General features: G+C 60.3%; 34 protein-coding genes. 18 read left to right on the forward strand and 16 right to left on the reverse strand.

What is annotated here, in order from left to right; genetic code table 11:
* Nucleotides 1-35: 35 nt before the first annotated feature.
* Together QCE73_RS04755 and QCE73_RS04760 are read right to left on the reverse strand one after the other, a co-directional pair.
* On the reverse strand, nucleotides 36-836 hold the full coding sequence (locus tag QCE73_RS04755) for a phosphodiesterase (protein ID WP_309879986.1): 801 nt from the start codon (nucleotides 834-836) through the stop codon (nucleotides 36-38).
* A 36-nt stretch (nucleotides 837-872) separates the two neighbouring features.
* Nucleotides 873-1229, reverse strand: coding sequence for a hypothetical protein (locus tag QCE73_RS04760; RefSeq protein WP_309879987.1), 357 nt, complete (start codon nucleotides 1227-1229; stop codon nucleotides 873-875).
* Nucleotides 1230-1410: 181 nt separating this feature from the next.
* On the opposite strand from QCE73_RS04760, the gene QCE73_RS04765 reads away from it, so the two are divergent.
* From QCE73_RS04765 to QCE73_RS04775, 3 genes are all read left to right on the forward strand, one after another.
* Nucleotides 1411-1695 (forward strand): hypothetical protein, encoded by a 285-nt coding sequence (locus tag QCE73_RS04765; protein WP_035506565.1) that lies wholly within the window; start codon nucleotides 1411-1413, stop codon nucleotides 1693-1695.
* A gap of 109 nt (nucleotides 1696-1804) precedes the next feature.
* Complete coding sequence (locus QCE73_RS04770; RefSeq protein ID WP_035506415.1) at nucleotides 1805-2017, forward strand: hypothetical protein; 213 nt, start codon at nucleotides 1805-1807, stop codon at nucleotides 2015-2017.
* A 72-nt stretch (nucleotides 2018-2089) separates the two neighbouring features.
* Nucleotides 2090-2593: a hypothetical protein gene (locus tag QCE73_RS04775; RefSeq protein ID WP_035506417.1), complete on the forward strand. Its 504-nt coding sequence runs from the start codon at nucleotides 2090-2092 to the stop codon at nucleotides 2591-2593.
* 202 nt (nucleotides 2594-2795) lie between these two features.
* Here the strand turns inward: QCE73_RS04775 and QCE73_RS04780 are convergent, their stop codons facing one another.
* Entirely contained in the window at nucleotides 2796-3785 is a 990-nt protein-coding gene (locus tag QCE73_RS04780; RefSeq protein ID WP_309879988.1) for a site-specific integrase, read from the reverse strand.
* Nucleotides 3786-3808: 23 nt separating this feature from the next.
* Here QCE73_RS04780 and QCE73_RS04785 point away from each other — a divergent pair, with 23 nt between their 5' ends.
* Nucleotides 3809-4258: a hypothetical protein gene (locus tag QCE73_RS04785; RefSeq protein WP_309879989.1), complete on the forward strand. Its 450-nt coding sequence runs from the start codon at nucleotides 3809-3811 to the stop codon at nucleotides 4256-4258.
* A gap of 82 nt (nucleotides 4259-4340) precedes the next feature.
* Here QCE73_RS04785 and QCE73_RS04790 read toward each other — a convergent pair whose 3' ends face one another.
* From QCE73_RS04790 to QCE73_RS04820, 7 genes are all read right to left on the reverse strand, one after another.
* Complete coding sequence (locus QCE73_RS04790) at nucleotides 4341-4646, reverse strand: hypothetical protein (protein ID WP_309879990.1); 306 nt, start codon at nucleotides 4644-4646, stop codon at nucleotides 4341-4343.
* Nucleotides 4640-4777: a hypothetical protein gene (locus QCE73_RS04795; RefSeq protein WP_309879992.1), complete on the reverse strand. Its 138-nt coding sequence runs from the start codon at nucleotides 4775-4777 to the stop codon at nucleotides 4640-4642. Before QCE73_RS04795 ends, QCE73_RS04790 begins: the two co-directional genes overlap by 7 nt.
* Before the next feature lie 87 nt (nucleotides 4778-4864).
* Complete coding sequence (locus tag QCE73_RS04800) at nucleotides 4865-5020, reverse strand: hypothetical protein (RefSeq protein WP_309879993.1); 156 nt, start codon at nucleotides 5018-5020, stop codon at nucleotides 4865-4867.
* On the reverse strand, nucleotides 5017-5205 hold the full coding sequence (locus tag QCE73_RS04805; RefSeq protein ID WP_309879994.1) for a hypothetical protein: 189 nt from the start codon (nucleotides 5203-5205) through the stop codon (nucleotides 5017-5019). Before QCE73_RS04805 ends, QCE73_RS04800 begins: the two co-directional genes overlap by 4 nt.
* Before the next feature lie 111 nt (nucleotides 5206-5316).
* On the reverse strand, nucleotides 5317-5487 hold the full coding sequence (locus tag QCE73_RS04810; protein WP_309879995.1) for a hypothetical protein: 171 nt from the start codon (nucleotides 5485-5487) through the stop codon (nucleotides 5317-5319).
* A gap of 27 nt (nucleotides 5488-5514) precedes the next feature.
* Nucleotides 5515-5775 carry a hypothetical protein gene (locus tag QCE73_RS04815; RefSeq protein WP_309879996.1) on the reverse strand — a complete coding sequence of 87 codons (261 nt, stop codon included), beginning with the start codon at nucleotides 5773-5775 and terminating at the stop codon, nucleotides 5515-5517.
* Complete coding sequence (locus QCE73_RS04820; RefSeq protein ID WP_309879997.1) at nucleotides 5772-7316, reverse strand: DNA cytosine methyltransferase; 1545 nt, start codon at nucleotides 7314-7316, stop codon at nucleotides 5772-5774. Before QCE73_RS04820 ends, QCE73_RS04815 begins: the two co-directional genes overlap by 4 nt.
* A 67-nt stretch (nucleotides 7317-7383) precedes the next feature.
* On the opposite strand from QCE73_RS04820, the gene QCE73_RS04825 reads away from it, so the two are divergent.
* Complete coding sequence (locus QCE73_RS04825; RefSeq protein WP_309879998.1) at nucleotides 7384-7605, forward strand: hypothetical protein; 222 nt, start codon at nucleotides 7384-7386, stop codon at nucleotides 7603-7605.
* Nucleotides 7606-7628: 23 nt separating this feature from the next.
* Here QCE73_RS04825 and QCE73_RS04830 read toward each other — a convergent pair whose 3' ends face one another.
* Nucleotides 7629-7931 carry a hypothetical protein gene (locus QCE73_RS04830; protein WP_309879999.1) on the reverse strand — a complete coding sequence of 101 codons (303 nt, stop codon included), beginning with the start codon at nucleotides 7929-7931 and terminating at the stop codon, nucleotides 7629-7631.
* A gap of 38 nt (nucleotides 7932-7969) precedes the next feature.
* Between QCE73_RS04830 and QCE73_RS04835 the strand changes: the two genes are divergently transcribed.
* Nucleotides 7970-8593, forward strand: a complete 624-nt coding sequence (locus tag QCE73_RS04835; protein ID WP_309880000.1) for a hypothetical protein — start codon at nucleotides 7970-7972, stop codon at nucleotides 8591-8593.
* Nucleotides 8594-8613: 20 nt separating this feature from the next.
* Here QCE73_RS04835 and QCE73_RS04840 read toward each other — a convergent pair whose 3' ends face one another.
* From QCE73_RS04840 to QCE73_RS04850, 3 genes are all read right to left on the reverse strand, one after another.
* Entirely contained in the window at nucleotides 8614-9138 is a 525-nt protein-coding gene (locus QCE73_RS04840) for a hypothetical protein (protein ID WP_309880001.1), read from the reverse strand.
* Between the two features lie 143 nt (nucleotides 9139-9281).
* Nucleotides 9282-9431, reverse strand: a complete 150-nt coding sequence (locus tag QCE73_RS04845; RefSeq protein WP_309880002.1) for a hypothetical protein — start codon at nucleotides 9429-9431, stop codon at nucleotides 9282-9284.
* Between the two features lie 142 nt (nucleotides 9432-9573).
* Nucleotides 9574-9735 carry a hypothetical protein gene (locus tag QCE73_RS04850; protein WP_309880004.1) on the reverse strand — a complete coding sequence of 54 codons (162 nt, stop codon included), beginning with the start codon at nucleotides 9733-9735 and terminating at the stop codon, nucleotides 9574-9576.
* A gap of 562 nt (nucleotides 9736-10297) precedes the next feature.
* Between QCE73_RS04850 and QCE73_RS04855 the strand changes: the two genes are divergently transcribed.
* The gene (locus QCE73_RS04855; protein ID WP_309880006.1) at nucleotides 10298-10690 is read left to right on the forward strand and encodes a hypothetical protein; all 393 of its coding nucleotides are present in this window, start codon (nucleotides 10298-10300) and stop codon (nucleotides 10688-10690) included.
* Nucleotides 10683-11141, forward strand: a complete 459-nt coding sequence (locus QCE73_RS04860; RefSeq protein WP_309880007.1) for a DUF2846 domain-containing protein — start codon at nucleotides 10683-10685, stop codon at nucleotides 11139-11141. The genes QCE73_RS04855 and QCE73_RS04860 overlap by 8 nt, the downstream gene beginning before the upstream one ends.
* A gap of 815 nt (nucleotides 11142-11956) precedes the next feature.
* On the opposite strand, the gene QCE73_RS04865 is transcribed toward QCE73_RS04860, so the two are convergent.
* Complete coding sequence (locus tag QCE73_RS04865; RefSeq protein ID WP_309880008.1) at nucleotides 11957-12601, reverse strand: hypothetical protein; 645 nt, start codon at nucleotides 12599-12601, stop codon at nucleotides 11957-11959.
* A 430-nt stretch (nucleotides 12602-13031) separates the two neighbouring features.
* Here QCE73_RS04865 and QCE73_RS04870 point away from each other — a divergent pair, with 430 nt between their 5' ends.
* Nucleotides 13032-13562 (forward strand): toll/interleukin-1 receptor domain-containing protein, encoded by a 531-nt coding sequence (locus QCE73_RS04870; protein WP_309880010.1) that lies wholly within the window; start codon nucleotides 13032-13034, stop codon nucleotides 13560-13562.
* Nucleotides 13563-13938: 376 nt separating this feature from the next.
* Here the strand turns inward: QCE73_RS04870 and QCE73_RS04875 are convergent, their stop codons facing one another.
* The gene (locus QCE73_RS04875; RefSeq protein ID WP_309880012.1) at nucleotides 13939-14952 is read right to left on the reverse strand and encodes a S24 family peptidase; all 1014 of its coding nucleotides are present in this window, start codon (nucleotides 14950-14952) and stop codon (nucleotides 13939-13941) included.
* Between the two features lie 83 nt (nucleotides 14953-15035).
* Between QCE73_RS04875 and QCE73_RS04880 the strand changes: the two genes are divergently transcribed.
* From QCE73_RS04880 to QCE73_RS04920, 9 genes are all read left to right on the forward strand, one after another.
* Nucleotides 15036-15368, forward strand: a complete 333-nt coding sequence (locus QCE73_RS04880) for a YdaS family helix-turn-helix protein (protein WP_309880013.1) — start codon at nucleotides 15036-15038, stop codon at nucleotides 15366-15368.
* A gap of 9 nt (nucleotides 15369-15377) precedes the next feature.
* Nucleotides 15378-15602: a hypothetical protein gene (locus tag QCE73_RS04885; protein WP_309880014.1), complete on the forward strand. Its 225-nt coding sequence runs from the start codon at nucleotides 15378-15380 to the stop codon at nucleotides 15600-15602.
* Complete coding sequence (locus tag QCE73_RS04890; protein WP_309880015.1) at nucleotides 15599-15793, forward strand: hypothetical protein; 195 nt, start codon at nucleotides 15599-15601, stop codon at nucleotides 15791-15793. The genes QCE73_RS04885 and QCE73_RS04890 overlap by 4 nt, the downstream gene beginning before the upstream one ends.
* A 137-nt stretch (nucleotides 15794-15930) precedes the next feature.
* Nucleotides 15931-16152 (forward strand): hypothetical protein, encoded by a 222-nt coding sequence (locus tag QCE73_RS04895; protein WP_309880016.1) that lies wholly within the window; start codon nucleotides 15931-15933, stop codon nucleotides 16150-16152.
* Entirely contained in the window at nucleotides 16149-16337 is a 189-nt protein-coding gene (locus tag QCE73_RS04900) for a hypothetical protein (protein ID WP_309880017.1), read from the forward strand. The genes QCE73_RS04895 and QCE73_RS04900 overlap by 4 nt, the downstream gene beginning before the upstream one ends.
* Nucleotides 16338-16345: 8 nt before the next feature.
* Complete coding sequence (locus QCE73_RS04905) at nucleotides 16346-17044, forward strand: phage antirepressor KilAC domain-containing protein (protein WP_309880018.1); 699 nt, start codon at nucleotides 16346-16348, stop codon at nucleotides 17042-17044.
* A 7-nt stretch (nucleotides 17045-17051) separates the two neighbouring features.
* On the forward strand, nucleotides 17052-17582 hold the full coding sequence (locus tag QCE73_RS04910) for a hypothetical protein (protein WP_309880019.1): 531 nt from the start codon (nucleotides 17052-17054) through the stop codon (nucleotides 17580-17582).
* Nucleotides 17539-19014, forward strand: coding sequence for a phage tail tip lysozyme (locus QCE73_RS04915; protein WP_309880020.1), 1476 nt, complete (start codon nucleotides 17539-17541; stop codon nucleotides 19012-19014). Before QCE73_RS04910 ends, QCE73_RS04915 begins: the two co-directional genes overlap by 44 nt.
* Nucleotides 19014-20093: a phage baseplate assembly protein gene (locus QCE73_RS04920; protein ID WP_309880021.1), complete on the forward strand. Its 1080-nt coding sequence runs from the start codon at nucleotides 19014-19016 to the stop codon at nucleotides 20091-20093. Before QCE73_RS04915 ends, QCE73_RS04920 begins: the two co-directional genes overlap by 1 nt.
* Nucleotides 20094-20101 lie beyond the last annotated feature (8 nt).

Here is a 20101-nt window from a genome sequence, read left to right on the forward strand (position 1 = left end):
TCATACTGAAGACGCGCGAGCGCCGCAGCGCGCCGTCAGAAAGGCTGCGGGCCGCCGCCCTGATCGACGCTCATGCAATGCGTGACGAGTCCGAGATCGGCGCGCCACAGATGCAGCCCGAACGCGGGCGGCTCCATGACGAACGCCTCGGGGCCGTCGGGTTTCAGTTGCAGCGCCACCTGATGCGCGGTCGACGGCGCGCACCAGACGAGCGTGCCGCCGAACCGCGCGCCGATGGCCCGATGCACATGACCGCACACGATGCGCTCGACGTTCGGATGGCGGCGCACGAGCACATCGAGCGCGCGGCTGTCGTCCGGCGCGAGGCGGATTTCGTCCATGAAGCCGATGCCGCACGCGATCGGCGGATGATGCATGCCGATGACGACGGGCCGGTCGCGGCAGGCGTCGAGCTGCGCTTCGAGCCAGGCGAGGCGCGCGGCGCACAGACGCCCGCCGCCCGAGCCGGGATCGAGCGTGTCGAGCGCGAGCACGCGGACATCGCCGACATCGAATGCGTATTGCACGAAGCCGTCGTGGCCCGCGAGCTCGGGGCGGTCGCCGAATACCGTACGCAGGTTCGCGCGGTCGTCGTGATTGCCGACGATCACGTGCCACGGCATCGCGAGCGTATCGAGGAGCGTGCGCAGATGCCGGTATTCGTCGATGCCGCCCGCATCGACGAGATCGCCCGTGACGAGCACGGCGTCGGGGCGGGGATCGAGCGCGTTGAGCACGCCGATCGCGCGGGCGAGGAAAGCGGCGGTATCGACGCGGCCGTAGGCGAGCGTGCCTCGCGCCGTGATGTGCAGATCGCTGATCTGGGCGAGCAGCATGCGCGTGAATCTCCTCGTCGCGAGCGGTTTAGAGGCTCAATCGTCGGATGCGGCGACGGGCGGCTTCGGCGCGAGCTTCGCGGGAACGAGCCACTGGAAGCCGGTCATCGACGTTTCGCTGAACGTGCATTCGGCGGCCGCGGGCACCGGCGCCGCCTTGGTGGCCGGCGGCTTCGGCGGATTCTGGATCGTGCCGTGCACGACCACCCGCGAGCCATGATAACTCGCGCCGGAGCCCGTGATTTTCAGCGGCGCGCTCGCGGGGTCGGGATAATCCGCGCGCACCTTGTCCTTGCAGGCTTCGACGTTCTTGTAATAGGACGTGCAGCCCGCGAGAAAAGCGAGCGGAATCGCGAGCAAAACGAGCGGCAGATGGCGGGTGCGATGGTTCATCGATGAATTCTGTCGGTGCCCGATGCCGCGAAGGGCTCGGAGCGGAAAGAGGACGGGGCGAAACTTTATATCATGCGCGCCCCGCGAGGGTTTGGCCGGGCGCTTGTTTTCTCGCGCGATGCGGTAGCACAATCGGCTCTGTCATTCGACCGCGCGTTGCGCACCGATGGAGACCACCGCCATGCAGAAGGACATCGAAGTAGGCGATTACCTGCTCGCCATGCAGGCCGTATCCAGGCCGATCGAAGCCGACGGCGACGAGGAGGCGGCTCCGTCCGAGGGTTACGCGATTCGCGTGCGCGTGACGCGGCTCGACCGCAAACCTGTGCACGGTTCGACCCTCGCCGACGACTCGGGCGAAATGACGGGCGATCACGGTCCTTTCGAGACTGTCGCCGAGGCGATCGCGCACGGCGAGGCGTGGGGACGGCATTACGTCGCGCGGGTGCTGGGGCACGCGGTGTAGCGGCGAGGGCCGCGAAAGAGGGGAAGCGTTCCCCGCGTCAGGCGGGTGCAGCGCGACGGTGGGCATCGCTAGACTCTGGTTCATCGACCGGACCATTGCCGAGGTTGCCATGACGCCCGTTGCGCTCTACATCACCCCGAACTACATCGCGTCGGTGCGCGGCGGCAAGACGCGCGACTGCTTCGGCGGAACGGTGCGGTTCATAGGTGTGGATGCGTTGCCGTTCGATATCGAGCATGTGTGCCTGCTTGATCGCGATACGGCGATCGAGGCGCTGTTCGATGCGGTAAGGGACGCGGAGCGGTTGTTGAATGCGGTGTGAGGGGGCTCAAGATTTCGGAAGGCGGGTCGTTATTGCGGTGACCCTATCCTTTACCGAAAACTTGAACCACGAATGGCTCTGAAATCCCTTGCAAGCGCAGTTGCGTTGTCCTTGTTTCTTTCCGGATGCCTGACGACAGTACCGGATATCCCATCTTCCAGCGCGGGCAGTGTCCAGACGAGGCAGCGAATCGTCGATGGCATCCAGTCCCCGACGATCGACAGTAACGGTGTTCTTCTCACGCCATGGGTTCGCAGCGCGATGATGTCCGCATTCGCGATGCGCGCCGCTCATCTCGGACTTCGAATCGATCCGAACGGGGTCCCGGTCAGGATCCGCATCACCAGCGTTCGATCGAAGTCCGACGCGGCGCGTATCGCCTTCAATTTCCTCGATGGTGCGGAGTGGGTGTCGGGAACGGTGACGGTCGGTGACGCCAGCTTCGACGTTCAGGAGGACACGTGGCTGCACTGGATGCCGACGGGCTATCGCAGCATCCAGGAAGTCGCGGATGCGGTCGGGAGGCAGGTAGCCAACGGCGTGGCGCTGGTTGGCGGGATGCCGCTAAACGATTGAGGGGAGTGCGAATCGCGTGCCTGGTGCCGGGGACCGGACTCGAACCGGCAAGCCGTTAGGCGGCGGATTTTAAGTCCTAACTCACTGTATATACCAACAGTGATAAAGCAAGGCTCTCACGGAAATACAAGGGGCGGCGGGCGATGAGATGCTGTATATAAAAACAGTGATTGACGATAGATTGGCAGAAAAATGCACACCCCTATCTGCCTCCTATCTTCTCAATCGCCGTCGTCAGTTTCTCGGTAACGAGATGGCTGTAGCGCTTCGTCGAAACGATCGATAGATGCCCGAGCACACCGCCGACGGTGAAGAGGTCGACGCCCGCGTTGATCATCTCCGACGCGGCCGCGTGGCGCAAGTCGTGGAAGTGCGTCGTCGGTAAACCAGCTGCGACGCGCGCTCCCTCGAAGTGATTCCCGAACACGTTCGCATTGACCGTGAAGCGCGTGCGGCGCGCGAGCACGGCGATGCGCGGGTGGATCGGCACAATGCGCGGCTTCCCGTTTTTCGTGTCCGTCAGCACGAAGCCCTTCTTGGTCACCATGGCACGCAGGATCTCCGACTTGCGCATGCCTGAATAGAATGCAATGCGGATTCCGGCGCGCACTTCGCGATGCTTGCATGCCCGCGCGATCAGCAGCATCTCGCGGCGCTGCGGGTAGTGGTGGCGCTCATTGCTCACCGACGGCATGGCCATGCGCGCGGTTTGATCCTCAGACAGCATGCCGACCTTGTGGGCATATTTGATTGCTGCGCGCAGGTAGGCGAGCGTGTTTCGGATAGACGCATCTGTCAGCGGACGCTTCGGCAAGCCGCGGTGATCCTTGGCGGCGCGCATATATCCGACGAAGCGAATTGACCAGTCGTGGAGATCAAGAGCATCCTGATCGGCATACTCGGCGCTCCACTTCTGAAGAATGCGAATTCGTTTCACCGCATCCTTCCAGCGATCCTTTTTATCTGCGACGTGCTTGCGCACACAGTCGCCGATGGTCACCGTCGCTCGCCGCTCGCCGTTCGCGATCGCATATATCTCCGCTTCCCATCGCCTGGCTAGGCCGTCCGCCTCTGCGGAAGAAATTCCAGCAGGGAGAAGCTTGGTTTGACGGACACGTTCACCCTTGATGATGCGGTTGAATGTCCATCGGTAACGCTTGCGGCCGTTTTTTGTAATGGTTTCGATTGGCATGATTCGAGATAGACGTAGAGGGATTGCAGATCGTAGACGTGTGTTTTGCGCGTGAGCTTGAAGCGTTGAATGTACTGGCCTTTTACGTCGAGCCGACTGATCAGGTGCGCCGGCACGCCGAGTATCTCGGCGGCTTCCTTGGCGGTCACTCGCTTTCCGGATGCGATTCCCATGTCTGGCTCTCCCGATACGCGGGGCTAACGCGCATGAATTCTTCGATTTGCTGCTGCATTTCACTGTCTAAAGTTCTTTCGATTGCTGCCGATAACGCGGGCATGAACAGAGATCAAGCCCAAGCCCTTATCGACTCCATCGACGCCGCTGCCGTCGCGATCGTCACTGCCAAGTTCGGCCACTATGACGATCTAGATAGCGAGCACGGCGACGTCTACTACAAGGCGACGGTCGCGCTACTCGCCGATCACGATCCGAACTTGTATCTGCCGGATCTCTGGAAAATCGTCGGTCTCTGAGCGGCGGATCAGAGCATCTCCGCGATCAGGTATGCGATCGCCGCGATAACCGGAACGGCGAGCCACGCCCAATCAAACGCGGTCAGTTTGCGCATTGCTTCTCCCGTGTCATAGCCGCGTCGATCGCCTCGCGCGCCGAGTCGTAGAACTCGCCCTTGCCAGAAATGACGCCTGCGCTGCCGTGAAGCTGGCACGTCTCGCCGTACCACTGCACGACTGCGCCAGCGCGGACCATGAAGTCGAGGCGGGCGGTGTCGGATGCCTTGATCGCGGCACTCACGACGGCGCGGCCGATAGTTAGCGCCTCCGTGCGCCAGCGCTCGACGCCGGCACGGTCGAAGTCGCACGCGGCAACGATTGCCGACATGATCTCTTCGTCATTCAGCATCCCTGCTTCTCCTCGCCAATGGCGGCGTCTTGCCGCGTTTTTCCTCGGATCTCGATATATGCGTCGAGCGTCATTCGTCTGGCGATGTTCTGCTGCGCGTATTCCGGCAATGCCGCGGTGCGCGCGTTCATGCTCTGCAACGAGTAGATCGCGGCGACGATCTGATGCTCGATGCGCTGCGCTGCGCTGCGCGGTGGCGGTCAGGAGGCGGTGGCGCTTCACTTCCGATTTCTCCATTCCTTGAAGCGGTGGATCAGGTCTTGAATCAGTTCCAGCACGAGCGAGCCGACGAGGAACAAGACGAAGCCGATGATCGCGAGCGTGACCAGCTTCCCGCCAAAACCGTGCGGCCAGTACAGGGGACGATGACTCATGGATTCTCCTTGGCAATGGCGTCGTCGATTGCGCGATTAAGGTCCCAGCCGTCGATCATATTCACCCAATCGCAGCTATATCGGTCACCGGATGCTTTCCATACGACCTGAGCAACCGGCGGCTTGGCTGCGGTCGGGAAATGCTCTTTTACTAACCACCGATACCGCTCCGCATCCTTCTCCATCCCCGCGATCCGCTCGCGCAGCGCGGCGATCTCGGCGTCTCGGGCGTGCCAAGCGGCGCATGCTTTCTTATCGTCCTCGAAAAGACCGGCCGGCGCATCGAGCCGTGGCTTTCAACTTACGTGTTGAACGTGCCAGGCTTCAAACTGCATGTGCTCATTCGCCCCCGCTGAGTCGGCGGCGATGCTCGCGGAGAGAATCTCTGACGCAACACGCTCGAACGCTTCCAGCGAATCAGCGTTTCGGGCTGTGTGAAACAACTGGCGGATGAGTTCTTGGGTCATGCTTTCCTCAAAAATAATGGGTGACGACTAGGCGGCGACACAGCCAAGATCGCGCGGCGTCGCGAGGCGCGCGCGTGCCGATACGTTGCCGCGGATGAAGGTGTTCTCGCGGGCACACTGTTCGGCGCCGTCTCGCGTGCGCGAACGGACGTACATCGTGTGCTTCTTCGTCTCGTAGCCGACGCGCCGGCTGATCTCGACAACCCAGACCTTCACGGGCCTCGTCGACCAGTAGGCGATCGGGTCGAAGGCGCCATCGAGCAGAAGCTGAAGTTCTCGCTGGTTCATGCTGCAACTCCCGTCATCTGCTTTTCGTGCGCGAAGTTGGCTACGATTATCGCGGTTGCGAGATCCGGACACACGCTGTTCCCGATCATCCGAACCTGCGAGGTTCTCGACAGCGGCTTGTCGTTGAACATCGGGTCGAGCAGGTAGCTGTCGGGAAAGCCCTGCGCGCGCGCGAGCTCGCGCGGCGTGAGCATCCGCATTCCGATGTCGACGATCGCGTAGTCTTCGCCGCAGATTGTCACCAAGCCGAAGTGGTCATGCGTCGGCACCGTGTGCAGCGGCTCGCGCAGGTCGACGCCGTCCTTCTCGCTCCCGTAGTACTTCACGAGGAAGGCGCGCACCTCGGCCTGATGCAGGCCGCCCGCGCTGATCGTGCGCAGCGGTTCGTCTGTCGGCTGCCCGACGTTGTCGCCGCGAAGCTTCACGAGGTTCGAGGTCACGAGGGCGTGATGATCAGTCGTCGTGACGGTGCCGGTGGGCACATCGAGGGGAATCCCGGTGACGCCGCCGTAGTGCTTGGCGAGGAATGCCGCGACGACCGCGTGCTTTGCGCCGCCCGCGACGATCGTGCCGAGAGGCTTGTCTAGACCGGGCACGCGTGGCGCTTGGCCCGGCCGCTCGCCATATCCCGTCTGCACCAGCGTCGGCACGACGACGCCGAAGCGCGGCGCGCCGGCCATGACGGTGTGGAACGGCTCGTCGAGCGTCTGGCCGGTGCTGTTCTGCGAGAACTTGACGATGAACGGATCGGCGCTGTTCACGACGAACTTCATGATGCCGCGCGCGATGCGCCGCAGCGTCGCGTCTTTCAGCGGGCGATCGCGCTCGAAGATCGACAGGCACGGGATTGACCAGTCGATGCATTCCGCGGCGGTGCGCCACGGCTGCAGCTTGCCCGACGTGACGCCGACGCTGCTGGGCGCGCCGTGTGTCGGCTTGGGCCAGACGATCGGCAGATGGTCGCGGCGCGCGACGAGGAACAGACGCTTTCGGATCGTCGGCGCGCCGTAGTCACACGCACGCAGCTCGCGATACTCGACGCTATATCCGTGCCGCTCGAGCGCGTTCACGAACGAGCGGAACGTGCGGCCCTTTTGCTTCGGGTCAGGCTTGCCTTCGGGGTTGAGCGGGCCCCAGTGCTGAAACTCTTCGACGTTCTCCAGCATGATCACGCGAGGCTTGACCTTTGCCGCCCAGCGCAGTGCGATCCATGCCAGCCCGCGGATTTTCTTGTCGACCGGCTTGCCGCCCTTCGCCTTCGAGTGATGTTTGCAGTCAGGCGACAGCCAGACGAGCGCGACCGGCTGATTGCCCGTGATCTCATCCGGATCGACGTCGAACACGCTCTCGCAGTAGTGCGCGGTATGAGGATGATTCGCCGCGTGCATCGCGAGCGCTTCGGGATCGTGGTTGATCGCAACATCGACCGGCCGGCCGAACGCCCGCTCAAGTCCCGTGCTCGCACCGCCGCCACCAGCGAAGTTGTCGACGATCAATTCGCTGCCGAGATCGAGTGGCAAAGACATCAAGTCGCGTTTCATGCTTATTCTCGTGAGTCGTTGTGGTTATCGAGCGTGATACGATTTGCTCCTACATCCGGAGCCTGCTATGTCACGCGATCCGATCAGGGCTGGTGATCTCGAATTTCAGGTTGCTGTGCAGCCGTTGCGAGGCGGTGGCTTCACCTACACGATCGTGGAGACGGATCACAGCGGTAGGGGCGTGAGCGAAAAGCGATACGACAGCGGCCTTCGTTTCGAATCTGAAGACGAAGCGTTCAACGGCGGTGCATCTGATGCTCGACGTCGTGCCGCGAGAATCGGCGGCTGACCGAGAGACGATAGAGCGCTCTTTCACGCTTTCTCTCCGGTTTCCACTGCGGACTCCAGATACTCGGCATAGTCCGGCCAGTAGCGCTTCAGGTTCGACGCGTGCTGCTTCGGCGTGCTGTCCCATTCAGCGACAACGGCGGTGACGGTCGGCCAGTGGTCCGGGTTCTTGCCTTCCGCGATGGACTGCGCACGCTGCTTTGCGAGATACGCGCCCCAGTACGCGTTGAACGCTGCGGCGACCTTGTCGGCTTCCTCTTTCGACGGTGCCGCGACGATGTCGTCCGGGCCTTGGATGTGGAGCATCCACAGGGTGTTTTCGCTCATGCTAGGATTCCTCGCCTTTCGACATATGGACTGATCCGATGAATCGCACCGGCTCTTGGGTTTCCTTTCTTTCGGGCCTCGCCGCCGGGGCGATCCTGGGCTGGTTCTATTGCTTTCCGCCGACGGATAGCTCTTCTGCGGCTGGCTGGGCTCAAGCGCTCGGCGCCGTCGCGGCGATCGTGGGCTCGGTAGTCATAACGCGCCTGCAAATGCGTCACGCAGTCGAACGAGAAGAAGTCGTGCGAAAGAATGATCGCGTTGAGCGACTCGATGGAGTCATCGCAATCGCGCACAGTCTTGTCTTGGCGTGCGGACGCACGCAGAAGGCGGTCAAGGATCACATTTCGGCTGACAGGGAATACCGAGAGGCAATTCGCGGCTTCCAGGCTCTGGCCGACGGAGGAATTGTTGCGCTCGATCGGATACCTCTTCATGAACCGCCGTATGCGTCGATCGCACGAGAGATCATCGTGCTGCAGCGAGCGATCTACTTGTATAAGAGGCGCATGTCGAAACTCCTGGCTCAGGAGGTCGACCCGAGATTCCACCTTGGCAAAGCCGAAGTAATCCTCAACCGGTTGAGATTGGAGGAGCAGCGACTTCGCAAGAGAGCGGACCGACCCTTGAAAGCGCGCACCGCAGACGGGCTCGCGTTGGATTAGTTTTCTCGACGATGCAGTACTCACGCCGCCTCCTTCGCTGCTTCGTCTCGAGTCTCGCGATAGACGATCGAATGGTTCTCACCGAGATAGTCACGGAAGGCCGCGACGGCTTCGGCAAGGTTCGGATGACGCTCGCACATGCTGCCTTTTGCCACACGCGGCCAGAAGCACAGCAGCAGGCCGTGGAACCCGTTCGGGCGGATCTCAACGCGGATGCGCGCTTCGTGGCTAAGGAAGACGAGGTTCGTCAGCCCATTGAAGTCCCACGTCGCCAGATCGTTCTTCCAAGGAATGGCGATACCGTGTCCCCAACCTTTCCAGCGAATCGCATCCCAAGCGATCGGCGCGTTGTAGATGCCGTTGCCGACCATGCCGAGAATGTTGAAAACGTTGCGCTGGAACGGCGAGAGGGTGTCCGGCGCCGCGCGGTATCCCTTCGTGACGTCGCGCCGGCGCTTCAGCGGGTGATCCTTCTGCTCGCGCTTCTTCGCCGCGCGGATGTCGTCTTCAGCCCACTTCGCGTGGTCCATCGTCACATAGCCCATGGCTGTCCTCGTTCTTGTTCGAATCTGAGTTGATGACGCTGCAAACCTGTCGCCCTTATCGGGTGGCCCATCACGGTCAGGCGGCGCGCAACGTCATCAAGTCAGACGGCCGGGTTACGCGCCGGCGCGCGGTTGGTTGGAATTCAGTGCGCCGCCGGCCAGCGGATACGCTTTTTCTTCTGCTCAATCTCGCTGATCAGTCGCGTGGCCCGTGCATCTGCGCCGCGCACGAACGCTATTGCTGCGATCATCGTGACGATGAAGAAAAGGACTACTATCTGATAGGCGTTCATGAGTGAGCCTTTACGGGATCAATTCAGGCGCAGTGGATCACAGCGCAGCGTTCGATTCGAGCGGCGCGGTAATCGAGCTCCGCGCAGATCGCGAGGTAAGCGCCCGCGACCAGAAACGTGATGCACCAGATTTGCCAGAGCTTCACACCAACACCCCGGCCTTGAAGGCAACGCACAGGAACCACACTGCGCCGATTGCGATTCCATACAGACCGGCAACGCCGATCGCCTTGTACAGCTTCTCGACGTCCTCCAATCGCGTGATGTCGCGGAGTAGGGCGTTGTCGTTGAGTGCTCGATTCATTCCCGTTCGTCCTTACCCGCCAAGCCGCGCGTCAGCGACGCCCGGAGCGATGATGTTGAGTGCGACTTCGCGCAGGAGGTGTTCGGTCAGCGCGCCTGCGCGCCTTGGGCGAGACGAATCAGTTCAATCAGATCTTTTGCAAGCGTGCTCACACGAGTCTCCTGTCCAATTGCCGGACAGGAAGCCCTGAGTACAAGACACTGTTTGATCCAGTGCCCTGAGATCAGGGCTCCCGGTTTTCGCCGGTGCGCTGTTCGTTCAGCGCATGAGAGGCATCATAAACATTGGTTTAGAAAACGTCAAAACAAATGTTTATGCGGGTGTGAGAAATTTGTAACAGCGCAGAAGCCCGCACAGCGCACGTGGCACCTGCGTCGATTCAATCGGACAAAATGAGAGGACGTATGCGGACCGCTATTGGGATCGCAGTCGGAGTGGGGCGCCGCGGCATATCAACAGGCACAATGAACGATCAATAACCGACACAAGTAAAACAATTCTCTAAAGTTTTCTGTCGAAATGCCGACAAGAGGGTCTGGAAAAATACCTCCAGAGGTCCATCTTGCTCAACATCCGAGGGCTCGGAGTCGCGTCGGCCGCCGCATGGGCGCTCTGCGCGTGCGCACCGGCAATTCAGGTTCAGACATCGCAATTGACGGCGCAGAACACGCCGCGACAGATGGTTCGCATCGTCAGGCCGGTGGTCCTGCGGCTCGCCACCGGATACTCGCGCAAGCTGCGGGAAGGTTCGACCTGGCGATCCATCGGGGTACTGCCGCAAGGTTCAGTCTATCGGCCAGTCGGTTCTGAATTCACCATTGAAGGCCGTCAGGTGCATGAAGCGTATCTCGTTATCGACGGAGATCGGCTGGTGGGTTTCTACTTGCCCGGCGAGTCCAATTTTTCCGCATTAGAACCACCTCAATCCATACAAATCGAGAAAATAAATGGCTAAGTTGTTTCGTGCATTGCTGACCGGTTCTTTCGTGGCACTCGTAGCGTCGGGGTGCGCCAGTGGTCCGCAATACAAGGATCTCGCCTCGTCGATTCCGACAATGAAGGAATCGCAAGGGCGGATTTACTTCTATCGCTCCAATTCGATGGTCGGCTCCGCTGTACAGCCGGACATCCGTCTGAACGGCACGGTAGTGGGCGAGTCCAAACCGGGCGGCTTCTTTTATGTCGACGAACCTGCTGGCACGTACGTCGTGTCAACGGCAACGGAGACCGAAAAGACCGTCACGTTCACGCTCGATGCAGGCGAGACGAAATACGTGAGGACGCGTATTGGCTTCGGTCTGCTCGTAGGACGCATCATCCCCTCGCTGGAAACGGCCGAGGAAGGCGAGAAGGCCCTGCAAGACTCGCATTACATCGGAACGCCGATGACCGCCGCATCGAAGTAATCACGCAGATGCCCTCTTCCGCGAGGGCATCCGTCACGCCGTGAGTTACAGCGGCGAATTGCTCGACACTGTCACGCTCTTTCACACACCGCGCTCGTCTTACAGCGCCGCGAGCGTGTCCTTACTCATCGTACGTTCTGGCGGCAGGCCCTGAATATCTTGCGCCGCACCTGCTTGGCCCCTCTGGCGACGGCCCCAATGTATTCGTTGACACAGCAGCGGCGTCAGAAGGCCTGGCGCGCGCCTTCGGCCCGCCGCTGGACAGTCCCACACAAAGCATAAAGCGACTTCGGGGCGTCGTGCACGCGGATGCCTGTTCGAAAAAACGGGAGCTTACACGCCCCTCACGGTCGTAACGATGAACAGGAAAGGTGATGACTATGGTATCAATGGCCCATGCTCGACGGCTGGTCAACTACGGGTTGCATGGAAGGTCAAAAATGAGCGAGACAGTTTGGGATTGCCTTCGCCCTTGAAAACAGCGAGGGAACCGCAATGGTTTTGGTTCGCTTAACTCTGAATTTTCCGGTGCTAATTCCAACGTCACAAGTAGCGCGGAGGCCGTTGCCGACCCACTTCGGCCGTCCGAACTTCGCAGGTGGAACATCTCTTGAGGAAGTGAAACGGTCACGCGGGCAAGTCGCCGTCCTAGTGCGCAGCTTTTTAAGGCAGGCACCGCGCTGACCATAGGTACGACCGGGCATCTTTTCCCTGCCGCGACCGGGCTTGGAAAGTCTTTCGCAGGTGCGCTCCGGCGGAAGAACAGGTCGGAATCCTCAATTTGAGGAGCAGCGGGCAGAAATTCAGTCCGGGGCTTAGCCCCCGTGAAGCTTCGCACCGAGAGCAAACGCCCCTGCAACAAGTGCGAAAATCGCTGCAACGAAACTGTATAACTGGGATGGTTTTGTGTTGCCAATGAGTTCGCTGACTGTCATCTCCGATGGGTTAGCTTTTGCCATAGGTTTTGCGTCGGCGGTGGACAGCTTTCCCTTCCAACTCGCAAGAACACTGTTGAACTGTATCGTGGTAAGCGCTTCGGTTTTCAATTCGACCACTTGAACGTACCAGTCGAAGCCAGGCTCCAGTAATCCTTCAGTGGATATACCTTGCTCAACAATAACAAGTAATGGATGCCCCCTACTGTAGGCCATCGCCGCTTCGATCTGATTCCATGGCGTCGGAAGTGCCACGTTTGTGATTGGAACTTCTGAGGGGCCACCGCGCTTCTCGATTCCGTTCGAAAAATATTTTCGTTCGAGTGCAATAACAACCGTCCCCGAGCAGTTGTTCATGAGTTCCACTACTGTTTTTAATGGCGAATCCGAACTGAAGGTGTTCCGTCCGACGGTACAGGGAATAAGGCCCTCCGCTCGCAGCCGATTCTCAACTGCGCGGACGAAACTCTCCTGTTGGTCCGTCGCAGTTCCGCCGACGCTCACAAACACTTTCAGTTCGTTCATGGCTTGTTTCCTCGCATTGCTCTTGCGCATTCTACACAGCGGGCTAAACGACGGAACCAACCTGGTAAGTGAACCATCTCTCCCCGAATCGGAGGGCAGGGTGCCGTGAGGTCTCACTGCCATGACTGAACATTTTGCGCGGACGATAACGACTCGGGAGAGTCGTCGTCGGGCCCTCGTCGGCCAGACTCCGGGTTTCCGAGGACCACGACCTGTGTTGCGCATCTTCAAAGCGATCAGACCTCCTCTATAGTGCATATGTGGTCCGGAACGAATGGCAGATCTTCCGCTGTCGATTCTCGAGCCGCCGGGCCGACGATTGAGAACTAAGATGAAAAACGCTCTGCCAAGGGCCTTCGCAGTGTTGTGAGGTTCTCGGTACTGGTCGGTTATAGAAAGCGAACGCCCGCTTCCTTATCGGAGATCGCACATGCCTATCCTCGTGGGTTTCTGGAGTTATTCCCGCTGCGACGACGTACACAGTGACGGCCATTTAAGTCTCCTCCGATGCTTGATGGGCAAGGCGCTTGCTTTACAGCACGGTGCGGATATCGTGATCTGGCAGGACATTCAGTCCATGCCGACAGGGTCGGATTGGGCTGCTTCGATCGAGCGATCGATTGGCCAAGCTCTATTCTTCATTCCAATCATCACCCCGCGCTACTTGAAAAGTAAGAATTGCCTCGCGGAGTTTCAGTCATTTCGGCACCGCATGCTTGAATTGGGTTGTGACGACCTGATCTTTCCGATTCTTTACGTCAGTGTGGGTCAAATTTCCGCTGAAGACACCGTGTTCGGGTCGAACTTAGAAGCGCTTCTCAGGCATCAGTGGACCGATTTTCGACAGTTGCGTCATGTCGATTGCCATTCGCACGAGGTCCGGGCACGTATTGATGAATTAGCGGAGTACATACTTAGGGTAGCCGTGCCTGTGTTGCAGGCGCGGACGTGCGGGCCGTGAGCATAACTAGCGGACTCGACGACGTCGGTGTCGAGGCTAGTCTCGGTTGATGGCGCCAGGTCAACGGCCAGATACTTTTTTTCGCCGCCTGATGCGGGTCCGTGCCCACCGTTCGCACAGGCCCACATCCACGCCTTGAGCATAGGGCGGGTTTCGGGACGAACCGGCCGGCCGAATGACCGCTGCGTGGTTCGACTGAGAGGCAGATAGTGGCCGACCCCAGCCTGTAAGCACTCGGTGTTCAGAAAAACCGCGAAGAACGAATAAAACCCAGCAAAGCGGGTGCAGGTGTGGCGGCCGGCATGAGCTTGCTGCTACTGGCAAAGAACGGCATCGGGGGGTGATCGAAACGGCTGCTTGCTTATTACCGTTCCTCTCACTCAGGGCGCCACATCGCGCGCTTTGCAATGCCGGCCACGTAGTGCATCTTCTCGATTTCGTCGTCGGCGAAGGCGACGGGTGGGTGCGCGTCGTTCGTCGAGATCAAGTGCGTGCGTCCAGCGCGGCGATAGAGAAACTCCTTCACCATCACGCGGCCATCGATTGACTTCACGAGAACCTCGTCGCCAGGCTCGATTTCGTGATTTGGCTCAACAACTACAAACTCTCCGGCCTTTATGCGAGGGCGCATCGAGTCGCCTTCGCATCGAAGTGCGTAAGCGTCCGGATCGTTCGTCGGGAAGGTAACGTACCCGTCACCGTGACCAACCGGATACTCCAGGTCGGCCCAGTAACCGTTATCTCCAAGTTGTGCCATGCCAACCACAGGTATTGCCTTCCAGTTCGTTATGGGGACCGGCTGAAACTCGTCCGTGAAGCGAACGGTAACGCCCGGATCTCCCTTGCCCTTTGTCAGCCAGACGGCATTGATCCCAAACTTGTTTTGGAGCGCAACTGCCTGCTCCAAAGTGGGCGGATCTCCTTCGCCACGTAGCCAACGCTCGGCCACTCTCTGATCGACGTCGGCGGCCTTTGCAATTTCCACTGCAGAGAGCCCGAGGGAGTTGCCGGCCGCCTGCACACGTTGCAAGGCTTCCGTCCGCCCAAGTTCTGTTCGGGAATGATCCGCCCGCGACGGCGCTGTCGATTGCTCGATCTGGCCCGTGTTCTGGCTGCTTTTCGGTGGATTGGAATGATAGTAGGCGCTGCGGATCGCCAACCACTCATCCTTTGTCAGGCTGGTTAGATCCTCGGAGAGCAGCCGTTCGACCGGGAAGCCGAAATATCTGGCGAGGTCAGACGCGATGTCTGACTTTTTGCTCTCGCGCTTTTCGAGCGCATAAATTTTTTGGCGGCCGGCGGCACGCTCCAAGCCCAGGGCTTCCGCCAAGGGCTCCAGTGCGATGTCAGCTAAGGCGCGAAGGTGCTTGACGTTCTTTCCCAGACTCATGGGGCGCATCGTATAAACAATTGTGTTCATGCGCCATAAACAAGAGTTTGATTTTCTTTAAACAAAGGTTTATGATGGTGGCTATGGAAAACGCCGCCCAAACCCTCGCGCTCGAAACCCTGAAGCTCGCCGTCTCCCTGTGCGATAGCCAGGCCGATTTCGCGCGCCGTATCGGAAGTAGCACGCAGGCCGTCTGGCAATGGATCAACCGGGACAAGCGTGCTCCGGTCGAGGCGTGCCCGTTCATAGAGGACGCGCTGAAAGACGAACGCATCACATGCGAGAAGCTTCGGCCGGACTATCGAGGGTTCGAGATATTGCGTGATTCTCGGACAGCCGAAATCCAGGTGGAAGAAGAGGAGGTTGGTCTCACCCGCGTTAAAGATGGTCATCGTTCAACTTTTTCTTTTTGTTAGGGAGGTTCTATGTCGCGTCGTGCCGAGTTTCGAAATGAAGTCAAGACCCGCCTCGAAGACCCCGTCTACGAGGGATTGCAGGCCTACAAGGCTCTGCATGGGATCGATCACGATTCCGCTGCGCTTGCTCGAATTGCCAAGCTTTTTCTGTTCGGCACGATTGGCACTTTGCCAGCGAATCTTCTGGGCGTCAGTGTCGCGGCGGTCCAAGTTGGGAGCGTTGTAACCGCATGACCGAAGGAAAAACCAGCCTTCTCGTTGAACTTCCGATTCCTGAAGCTGGGGAGTTGGCTGCTTTGGCGGCGAGTCTGGGCGTTTCAACACAGAAGTATCTCGGGTATCACGTCCTGCGCTCAGCATATGGACAGTTGCACCCGGAAGTAGCCGCGTTTGAAGTGGCCCACGTTGGGAAGCGCGGGGAATAAAACGTCAGACAACTGACGGAGCAAGTCGGTTACGGGGCCGACACCTGCATGGATGAGTCGAAACACAAGCAGCTTGGACGCCAGGCTTCTTCTGTTCCGATTTAGTACTACTGACCGGCCTACCGGCGGGAGATCCCATGCAAAACAATTCGTATCCGGTTCTCTTCGCGCCGGAGCCGCCGCCGGAACTGCCGGCTGCGCAGCAGAAGCAGATCCGCGACGCACTGTGTGCGGTTGCGGCACGCGGCGAGCGCTTTCCGGGCGAGCTCGCGTCTGTGCGCGTTTGCCTGTCGCGCGAATTCGCCACCTTCAACGCCGACTGCGTCAAAGCGGCCAAGGCTTCGAAGGTGAAGGCGTGAGTGCCCGCGACCTTCAGCCGTCGCTCGGCGGCGCGGATCTTCTTCACACGGGACGCTTCTTTCTCGGGCCGCTGGCGACCGATCAATCGACCACGACGAACGCCGCGCCGAAGATCTGCATCGGCTGCGGCGCTAGTCAATCGTCCGACGGCTCGCTGCCGTGCGGTCACGACAACGACCTGTGAGGTCATCCATGAACGCAATCGCCCTGAGTGCGCCGACGATGTCCAGTCGCGAAATCGCCGATCTGGTCGAGTCTCGCCACGACAAGGTCAAGCAGTCGATCGAACGTCTTGCCGCGCGCGGCGTGATCGCTCTTCCCCCATTGGGGGAATACCTCGACAGCCTCGGCCGGCGCGCCGCTGAGTACCAGATCGGCAAACGAGACAGTTACGTGATCGTTGCGCAGCTCTCGCCGGAGTTCACCGCACGCCTCGTCGATCGTTGGCAAGCGCTCGAGGAGCAAGTCTCGAAGCCGCAACTGCCCGACTTCACGAACCCGGCGATCGCGGCGCGCGCGTGGGCTGACGAGGTCGATAAAAACCTCGCGCTGCAGCAGCAAGTCATTGAGGCCGCCCCGAAAGTTGCCGCACTGGAGCGCTTGACGGTCGCCGCGCAGGGCGCCATGTGCATCACCGATGCTGCGAAGAACCTGCAGGAGCAGCCGAAGCGCGTGTTCGAGTGGATGCAGTCGAACGGCTGGATCTATCGCCGTCCCGGCGGCGCGACGTGGACCGCCTATCAGGACAAGCTGCAGCGCGGCGTGCTCGAGCACAAGATCACGACCGTCCATCGCAATGACGGGTCGGAAAAGGTCACCACGCAGGTTCTCGTGACCGCCAAGGGCCTCACCGAGATCGCGCAGAAGATGCGCGGCGCGGATCTGCACTGAGGGAGCCATGAGCGGATACGCACATCAATGGGCAAAGCGTCAGCGCGTCGGCGATTCGTCGGCCAAGACGCTGCTGAAGACCTACGCGAACTGGGCTGCTGAAGACTATTCGACGTGGGTCACGAACGATGAGCTCGAACTCGACACCGAGTTGAACATCCAGACGATCCGCCGCGCGCGGAGCAAGCTGATCGAACTCGGCTACCTGCTTGAGACGGACAAACGGCTCGGCCGGACGCAAAGCATCATCATTTATCAGATGCTCGCACCGGCTGGCGCGACGATCGTACAGAGCGTTGATCCGCGCAGCGGCAAGACCATCTCGTTGAGCCCGCCGACGCTCGAAGAATACGCCGCGAAGAGGGGTGAAAAATCAAGCCACTCTAAATCGCGACGCTCTAAGGGGGATGGAAATTCAAGCTCCTCCAATATTCAAGGGGCTACAAATCCCACTTCAAGCCCCTCCAAATCCCACGTTGAAGGGGGTGACGGCGGTGCAAAGTTTCGTGACCGGTGCGACGCGCGCGAGCGCGCTTAGCGGCGCGTTGCTTGCCGGTGTCGTGGGTGCTGCGGCGCTTGTCACGTCCAAGATTCTCTCGATCGAATCGGCATGGGCGAACACCGTTCGCAGCGTCAGTAACAAGTCGCTGACGCTCGGTATCGACGCGAAGCAGTTATTCGGCATTCAGAACGCGGCTAAGTCGGTCGGCATCGGCGGGGACCAGGCGACTTCGGCGGTGGAGGGAGTGACGCGCGGCTATTACGAGTCGACGCAGGGACGCGATCCGCAGAAGCGGATGATTTATCAGGCGTACGGTATCAACGGACTCGATGCGCGCGGGCAGTTCAGTTCTGAACGCCTGCTCGAGCAGATTGCCGCCGCCGGCGAGAGCGTCAATAGCCGTAACGGTCCGCTCGCACGGCATCGGCTATTCGAAGCGCTTGACGCGGGCGGTCTTGAGGATCTCCTGAACAAGGGCGCAGGCGGGGTGCGCGAACGCTACTCGCGCGGCTTGGCGCTTGCCCCGAGCGAGGACGACATTCGGCATGCCAATGACTTCGCCGAAGCGATGTCGAAGCTCGATGCGCAGTTCGACAAGACGAAGCAGACAATTTTGAGTGGCCTCGCTCCCGCCCTGACGATTTTCCTTGAAGGCGTTGAGCGCGTCGTCGCGCGCTTGAATGGACAGGAATACGTGCCGACACGCTGGAACGGGCAAGGCTATGTTCCTGCTTCGTCGCCCGATGCCCCGCCGGCCGCAAATCTCGGTGATCGCGCGATCGATGGACTGGAGAAATTCGGCAACTTCCTGCGAGGCAACGGCGCGCGCACGAACGCGCAAGTCGGGGCTGAGCCGAATGCCAATGTTCCGGCAGCCGTCTCGTTCTTTGAATCCCGCGGCTGGACTCGCGCACAGGCCATCGGTATCGCGTCGAACCTGCAGCACGAGAGCGGCATCGATCCGACAGCGTCCGGCGATGACGGGAAGGCCTATGGTATCGCTCAGTGGCATCCAGACCGGCAAGCCGCATTTCAGAAGTGGGCCGGCAACTGGATCGGAAACTCAACGCTCGAGCAGCAGCTCGGCTTTGTCGATTACGAGCTACGCCAAGGCGGTGAGCAGCGCGCGGGCGCCGAGTTGGAGATGGCGCGCACGCCTGCTCAAGCTGCTGACGTTGTGTCCCGTTTCTATGAGCGCCCAGCGGCTGCCGCTTCTGAGGCCGCCGCGCGCTCGGCCACAGCCGACCGTATCGCGGGCCTTTACTCAGGTGGCGCGTCTCAACCGACGGCTGCTCAGCAGGATCAGCCGCCAGCACGCGCGGATGGCGAGCTTCGAGTGAAGGTCGAGCTCGGGAATCTGCCGAAGGGGTCGCGCGCTGAGGTCTCAGGATCGCCGAACGTGAAATCGACGGTGGAGCGGGGCTCGACCGGCTCAACCAGTCAATTCGCACTCGGGGCAACGTACTAATGAATTCGCTTGTTGTCACGCTGCCGGATGCAGGCATCTCGATCACCGGCTGGAAAGGCGCGCGCGTGACGCGTTCGATCGAGAGCTGCACCGGATCGTTCGTGTTGGAGATGACCGAGCGATTTCCCGACGAGGTCGACGAGGCATCGCTGATAGGCGGTGTGCCGATTCAGATCGCGATCGACGCCGACAATCTGCTGCTCACCGGATACGTTGACACCGTCGAATACATCATCACGCCCCACGCGCATCTGATCCGAGCAACTGGCCGCGGTCGATGTGAGGATCTGATCGACTGCAGTGCGCCCGTCGATCGAATTCTGGCAAATAGCCGAATCGATGCGGTCTGCCGCTCGCTGGTGAAAAACTTCGACATCGAGGTGGTGGTCAGCGCGAGCCTGCAGGCGGTGATCGATGAACTGCCGACGATTCCGTTTCAGTTGATCTCGATTACCGAAACGCCGTGGGAGATCATCGAGCGTTGCTGCCGTTACAGCGGCGTGCTCGCGTTCGAGCTTGAAGATGGCTCGTTGTGTCTCGCGCTTGCCGGTGACGCACTCGGATCGACGGGCCTCGAGCTCGGCGCGAACGTCGAATCGGCGGTGTCACTGAAGAGTTCGTTAGGGCGCTTTTCGAGCGTCTCGGGCGTGCTGACGAATTACAACAACGCGACGGACATTGGCGTCAACCTGCTGCCGGAATACACGGCGTATGACCCGGGCGTGAAGCGGTACAGGCCGAAGTTCATCGTGTCGGAGCAGCCTTCGTCCGATCGGACGTATCTGCAGCGGCGCGTCGACTGGCAGATTGCACGCGCCTACGGAATGTCGCGCCAGGTGCGCGCGCTGGTGGACAGCTGGACCGATGCGAGCGGCTCGCCTTGGTATCTGAACTATCAGGTGCCGGTCACGATGCCGCTGCTTAAGATTCCGGAGAAGACGCTGCTGCTCATCACGGAGATCAGTTTCATCCTCGACGAGAACGGCACGCATACCGAGCTACTGCTCGCGCCGCGTCAGGCATATCTGCCCGAGCCGCTCGTTCTTCAACGCATTGATCCGGACATCGCGCCGGCCTGAGGACTTTG

Origin of the sequence: Caballeronia sp. LZ029 (genome assembly GCF_031451275.1) — a bacterium.
Classification (GTDB): Bacteria; Pseudomonadota; Gammaproteobacteria; order Burkholderiales; family Burkholderiaceae; genus Caballeronia; species Caballeronia jiangsuensis.

Excerpts from the sequence above, each read along its gene's own strand:
- QCE73_RS04795 (WP_309879992.1), bottom strand. The coding sequence starts at position 4,777 with ATGAACGCGCGCACCGCGGCATTGCCGGAATACGCGCAGCAGAACATC.
- QCE73_RS04800 (WP_309879993.1), bottom strand. The coding sequence starts at position 5,020 with ATGAGTCATCGTCCCCTGTACTGGCCGCACGGTTTTGGCGGGAAGCTG.
- QCE73_RS04830 (WP_309879999.1), bottom strand. The coding sequence starts at position 7,931 with ATGAGCGAAAACACCCTGTGGATGCTCCACATCCAAGGCCCGGACGAC.
- QCE73_RS04870 (WP_309880010.1), top strand. The coding sequence starts at position 13,032 with ATGCCTATCCTCGTGGGTTTCTGGAGTTATTCCCGCTGCGACGACGTA.
- QCE73_RS04905 (WP_309880018.1), top strand. The coding sequence starts at position 16,346 with ATGAACGCAATCGCCCTGAGTGCGCCGACGATGTCCAGTCGCGAAATC.
- QCE73_RS04875 (WP_309880012.1), bottom strand. The coding sequence starts at position 14,952 with ATGAGTCTGGGAAAGAACGTCAAGCACCTTCGCGCCTTAGCTGACATC.
- QCE73_RS04825 (WP_309879998.1), top strand. The coding sequence starts at position 7,384 with ATGTCACGCGATCCGATCAGGGCTGGTGATCTCGAATTTCAGGTTGCT.
- QCE73_RS04840 (WP_309880001.1), bottom strand. The coding sequence starts at position 9,138 with ATGGGCTATGTGACGATGGACCACGCGAAGTGGGCTGAAGACGACATC.
- QCE73_RS04895 (WP_309880016.1), top strand. The coding sequence starts at position 15,931 with ATGCAAAACAATTCGTATCCGGTTCTCTTCGCGCCGGAGCCGCCGCCG.
- QCE73_RS04850 (WP_309880004.1), bottom strand. The coding sequence starts at position 9,735 with ATGAATCGAGCACTCAACGACAACGCCCTACTCCGCGACATCACGCGA.
- QCE73_RS04885 (WP_309880014.1), top strand. The coding sequence starts at position 15,378 with ATGTCGCGTCGTGCCGAGTTTCGAAATGAAGTCAAGACCCGCCTCGAA.
- QCE73_RS04880 (WP_309880013.1), top strand. The coding sequence starts at position 15,036 with ATGGAAAACGCCGCCCAAACCCTCGCGCTCGAAACCCTGAAGCTCGCC.
- QCE73_RS04775 (WP_035506417.1), top strand. The coding sequence starts at position 2,090 with ATGGCTCTGAAATCCCTTGCAAGCGCAGTTGCGTTGTCCTTGTTTCTT.
- QCE73_RS04910 (WP_309880019.1), top strand. The coding sequence starts at position 17,052 with ATGAGCGGATACGCACATCAATGGGCAAAGCGTCAGCGCGTCGGCGAT.
- QCE73_RS04765 (WP_035506565.1), top strand. The coding sequence starts at position 1,411 with ATGCAGAAGGACATCGAAGTAGGCGATTACCTGCTCGCCATGCAGGCC.
- QCE73_RS04890 (WP_309880015.1), top strand. The coding sequence starts at position 15,599 with ATGACCGAAGGAAAAACCAGCCTTCTCGTTGAACTTCCGATTCCTGAA.
- QCE73_RS04860 (WP_309880007.1), top strand. The coding sequence starts at position 10,683 with ATGGCTAAGTTGTTTCGTGCATTGCTGACCGGTTCTTTCGTGGCACTC.
- QCE73_RS04820 (WP_309879997.1), bottom strand. The coding sequence starts at position 7,316 with ATGAAACGCGACTTGATGTCTTTGCCACTCGATCTCGGCAGCGAATTG.
- QCE73_RS04790 (WP_309879990.1), bottom strand. The coding sequence starts at position 4,646 with ATGCTGAATGACGAAGAGATCATGTCGGCAATCGTTGCCGCGTGCGAC.
- QCE73_RS04755 (WP_309879986.1), bottom strand. The coding sequence starts at position 836 with ATGCTGCTCGCCCAGATCAGCGATCTGCACATCACGGCGCGAGGCACG.
- QCE73_RS04810 (WP_309879995.1), bottom strand. The coding sequence starts at position 5,487 with ATGACCCAAGAACTCATCCGCCAGTTGTTTCACACAGCCCGAAACGCT.
- QCE73_RS04805 (WP_309879994.1), bottom strand. The coding sequence starts at position 5,205 with ATGGAGAAGGATGCGGAGCGGTATCGGTGGTTAGTAAAAGAGCATTTC.
- QCE73_RS04770 (WP_035506415.1), top strand. The coding sequence starts at position 1,805 with ATGACGCCCGTTGCGCTCTACATCACCCCGAACTACATCGCGTCGGTG.
- QCE73_RS04920 (WP_309880021.1), top strand. The coding sequence starts at position 19,014 with ATGAATTCGCTTGTTGTCACGCTGCCGGATGCAGGCATCTCGATCACC.
- QCE73_RS04845 (WP_309880002.1), bottom strand. The coding sequence starts at position 9,431 with ATGAACGCCTATCAGATAGTAGTCCTTTTCTTCATCGTCACGATGATC.
- QCE73_RS04865 (WP_309880008.1), bottom strand. The coding sequence starts at position 12,601 with ATGAACGAACTGAAAGTGTTTGTGAGCGTCGGCGGAACTGCGACGGAC.
- QCE73_RS04760 (WP_309879987.1), bottom strand. The coding sequence starts at position 1,229 with ATGAACCATCGCACCCGCCATCTGCCGCTCGTTTTGCTCGCGATTCCG.
- QCE73_RS04835 (WP_309880000.1), top strand. The coding sequence starts at position 7,970 with ATGAATCGCACCGGCTCTTGGGTTTCCTTTCTTTCGGGCCTCGCCGCC.
- QCE73_RS04815 (WP_309879996.1), bottom strand. The coding sequence starts at position 5,775 with ATGAACCAGCGAGAACTTCAGCTTCTGCTCGATGGCGCCTTCGACCCG.
- QCE73_RS04780 (WP_309879988.1), bottom strand. The coding sequence starts at position 3,785 with ATGCCAATCGAAACCATTACAAAAAACGGCCGCAAGCGTTACCGATGG.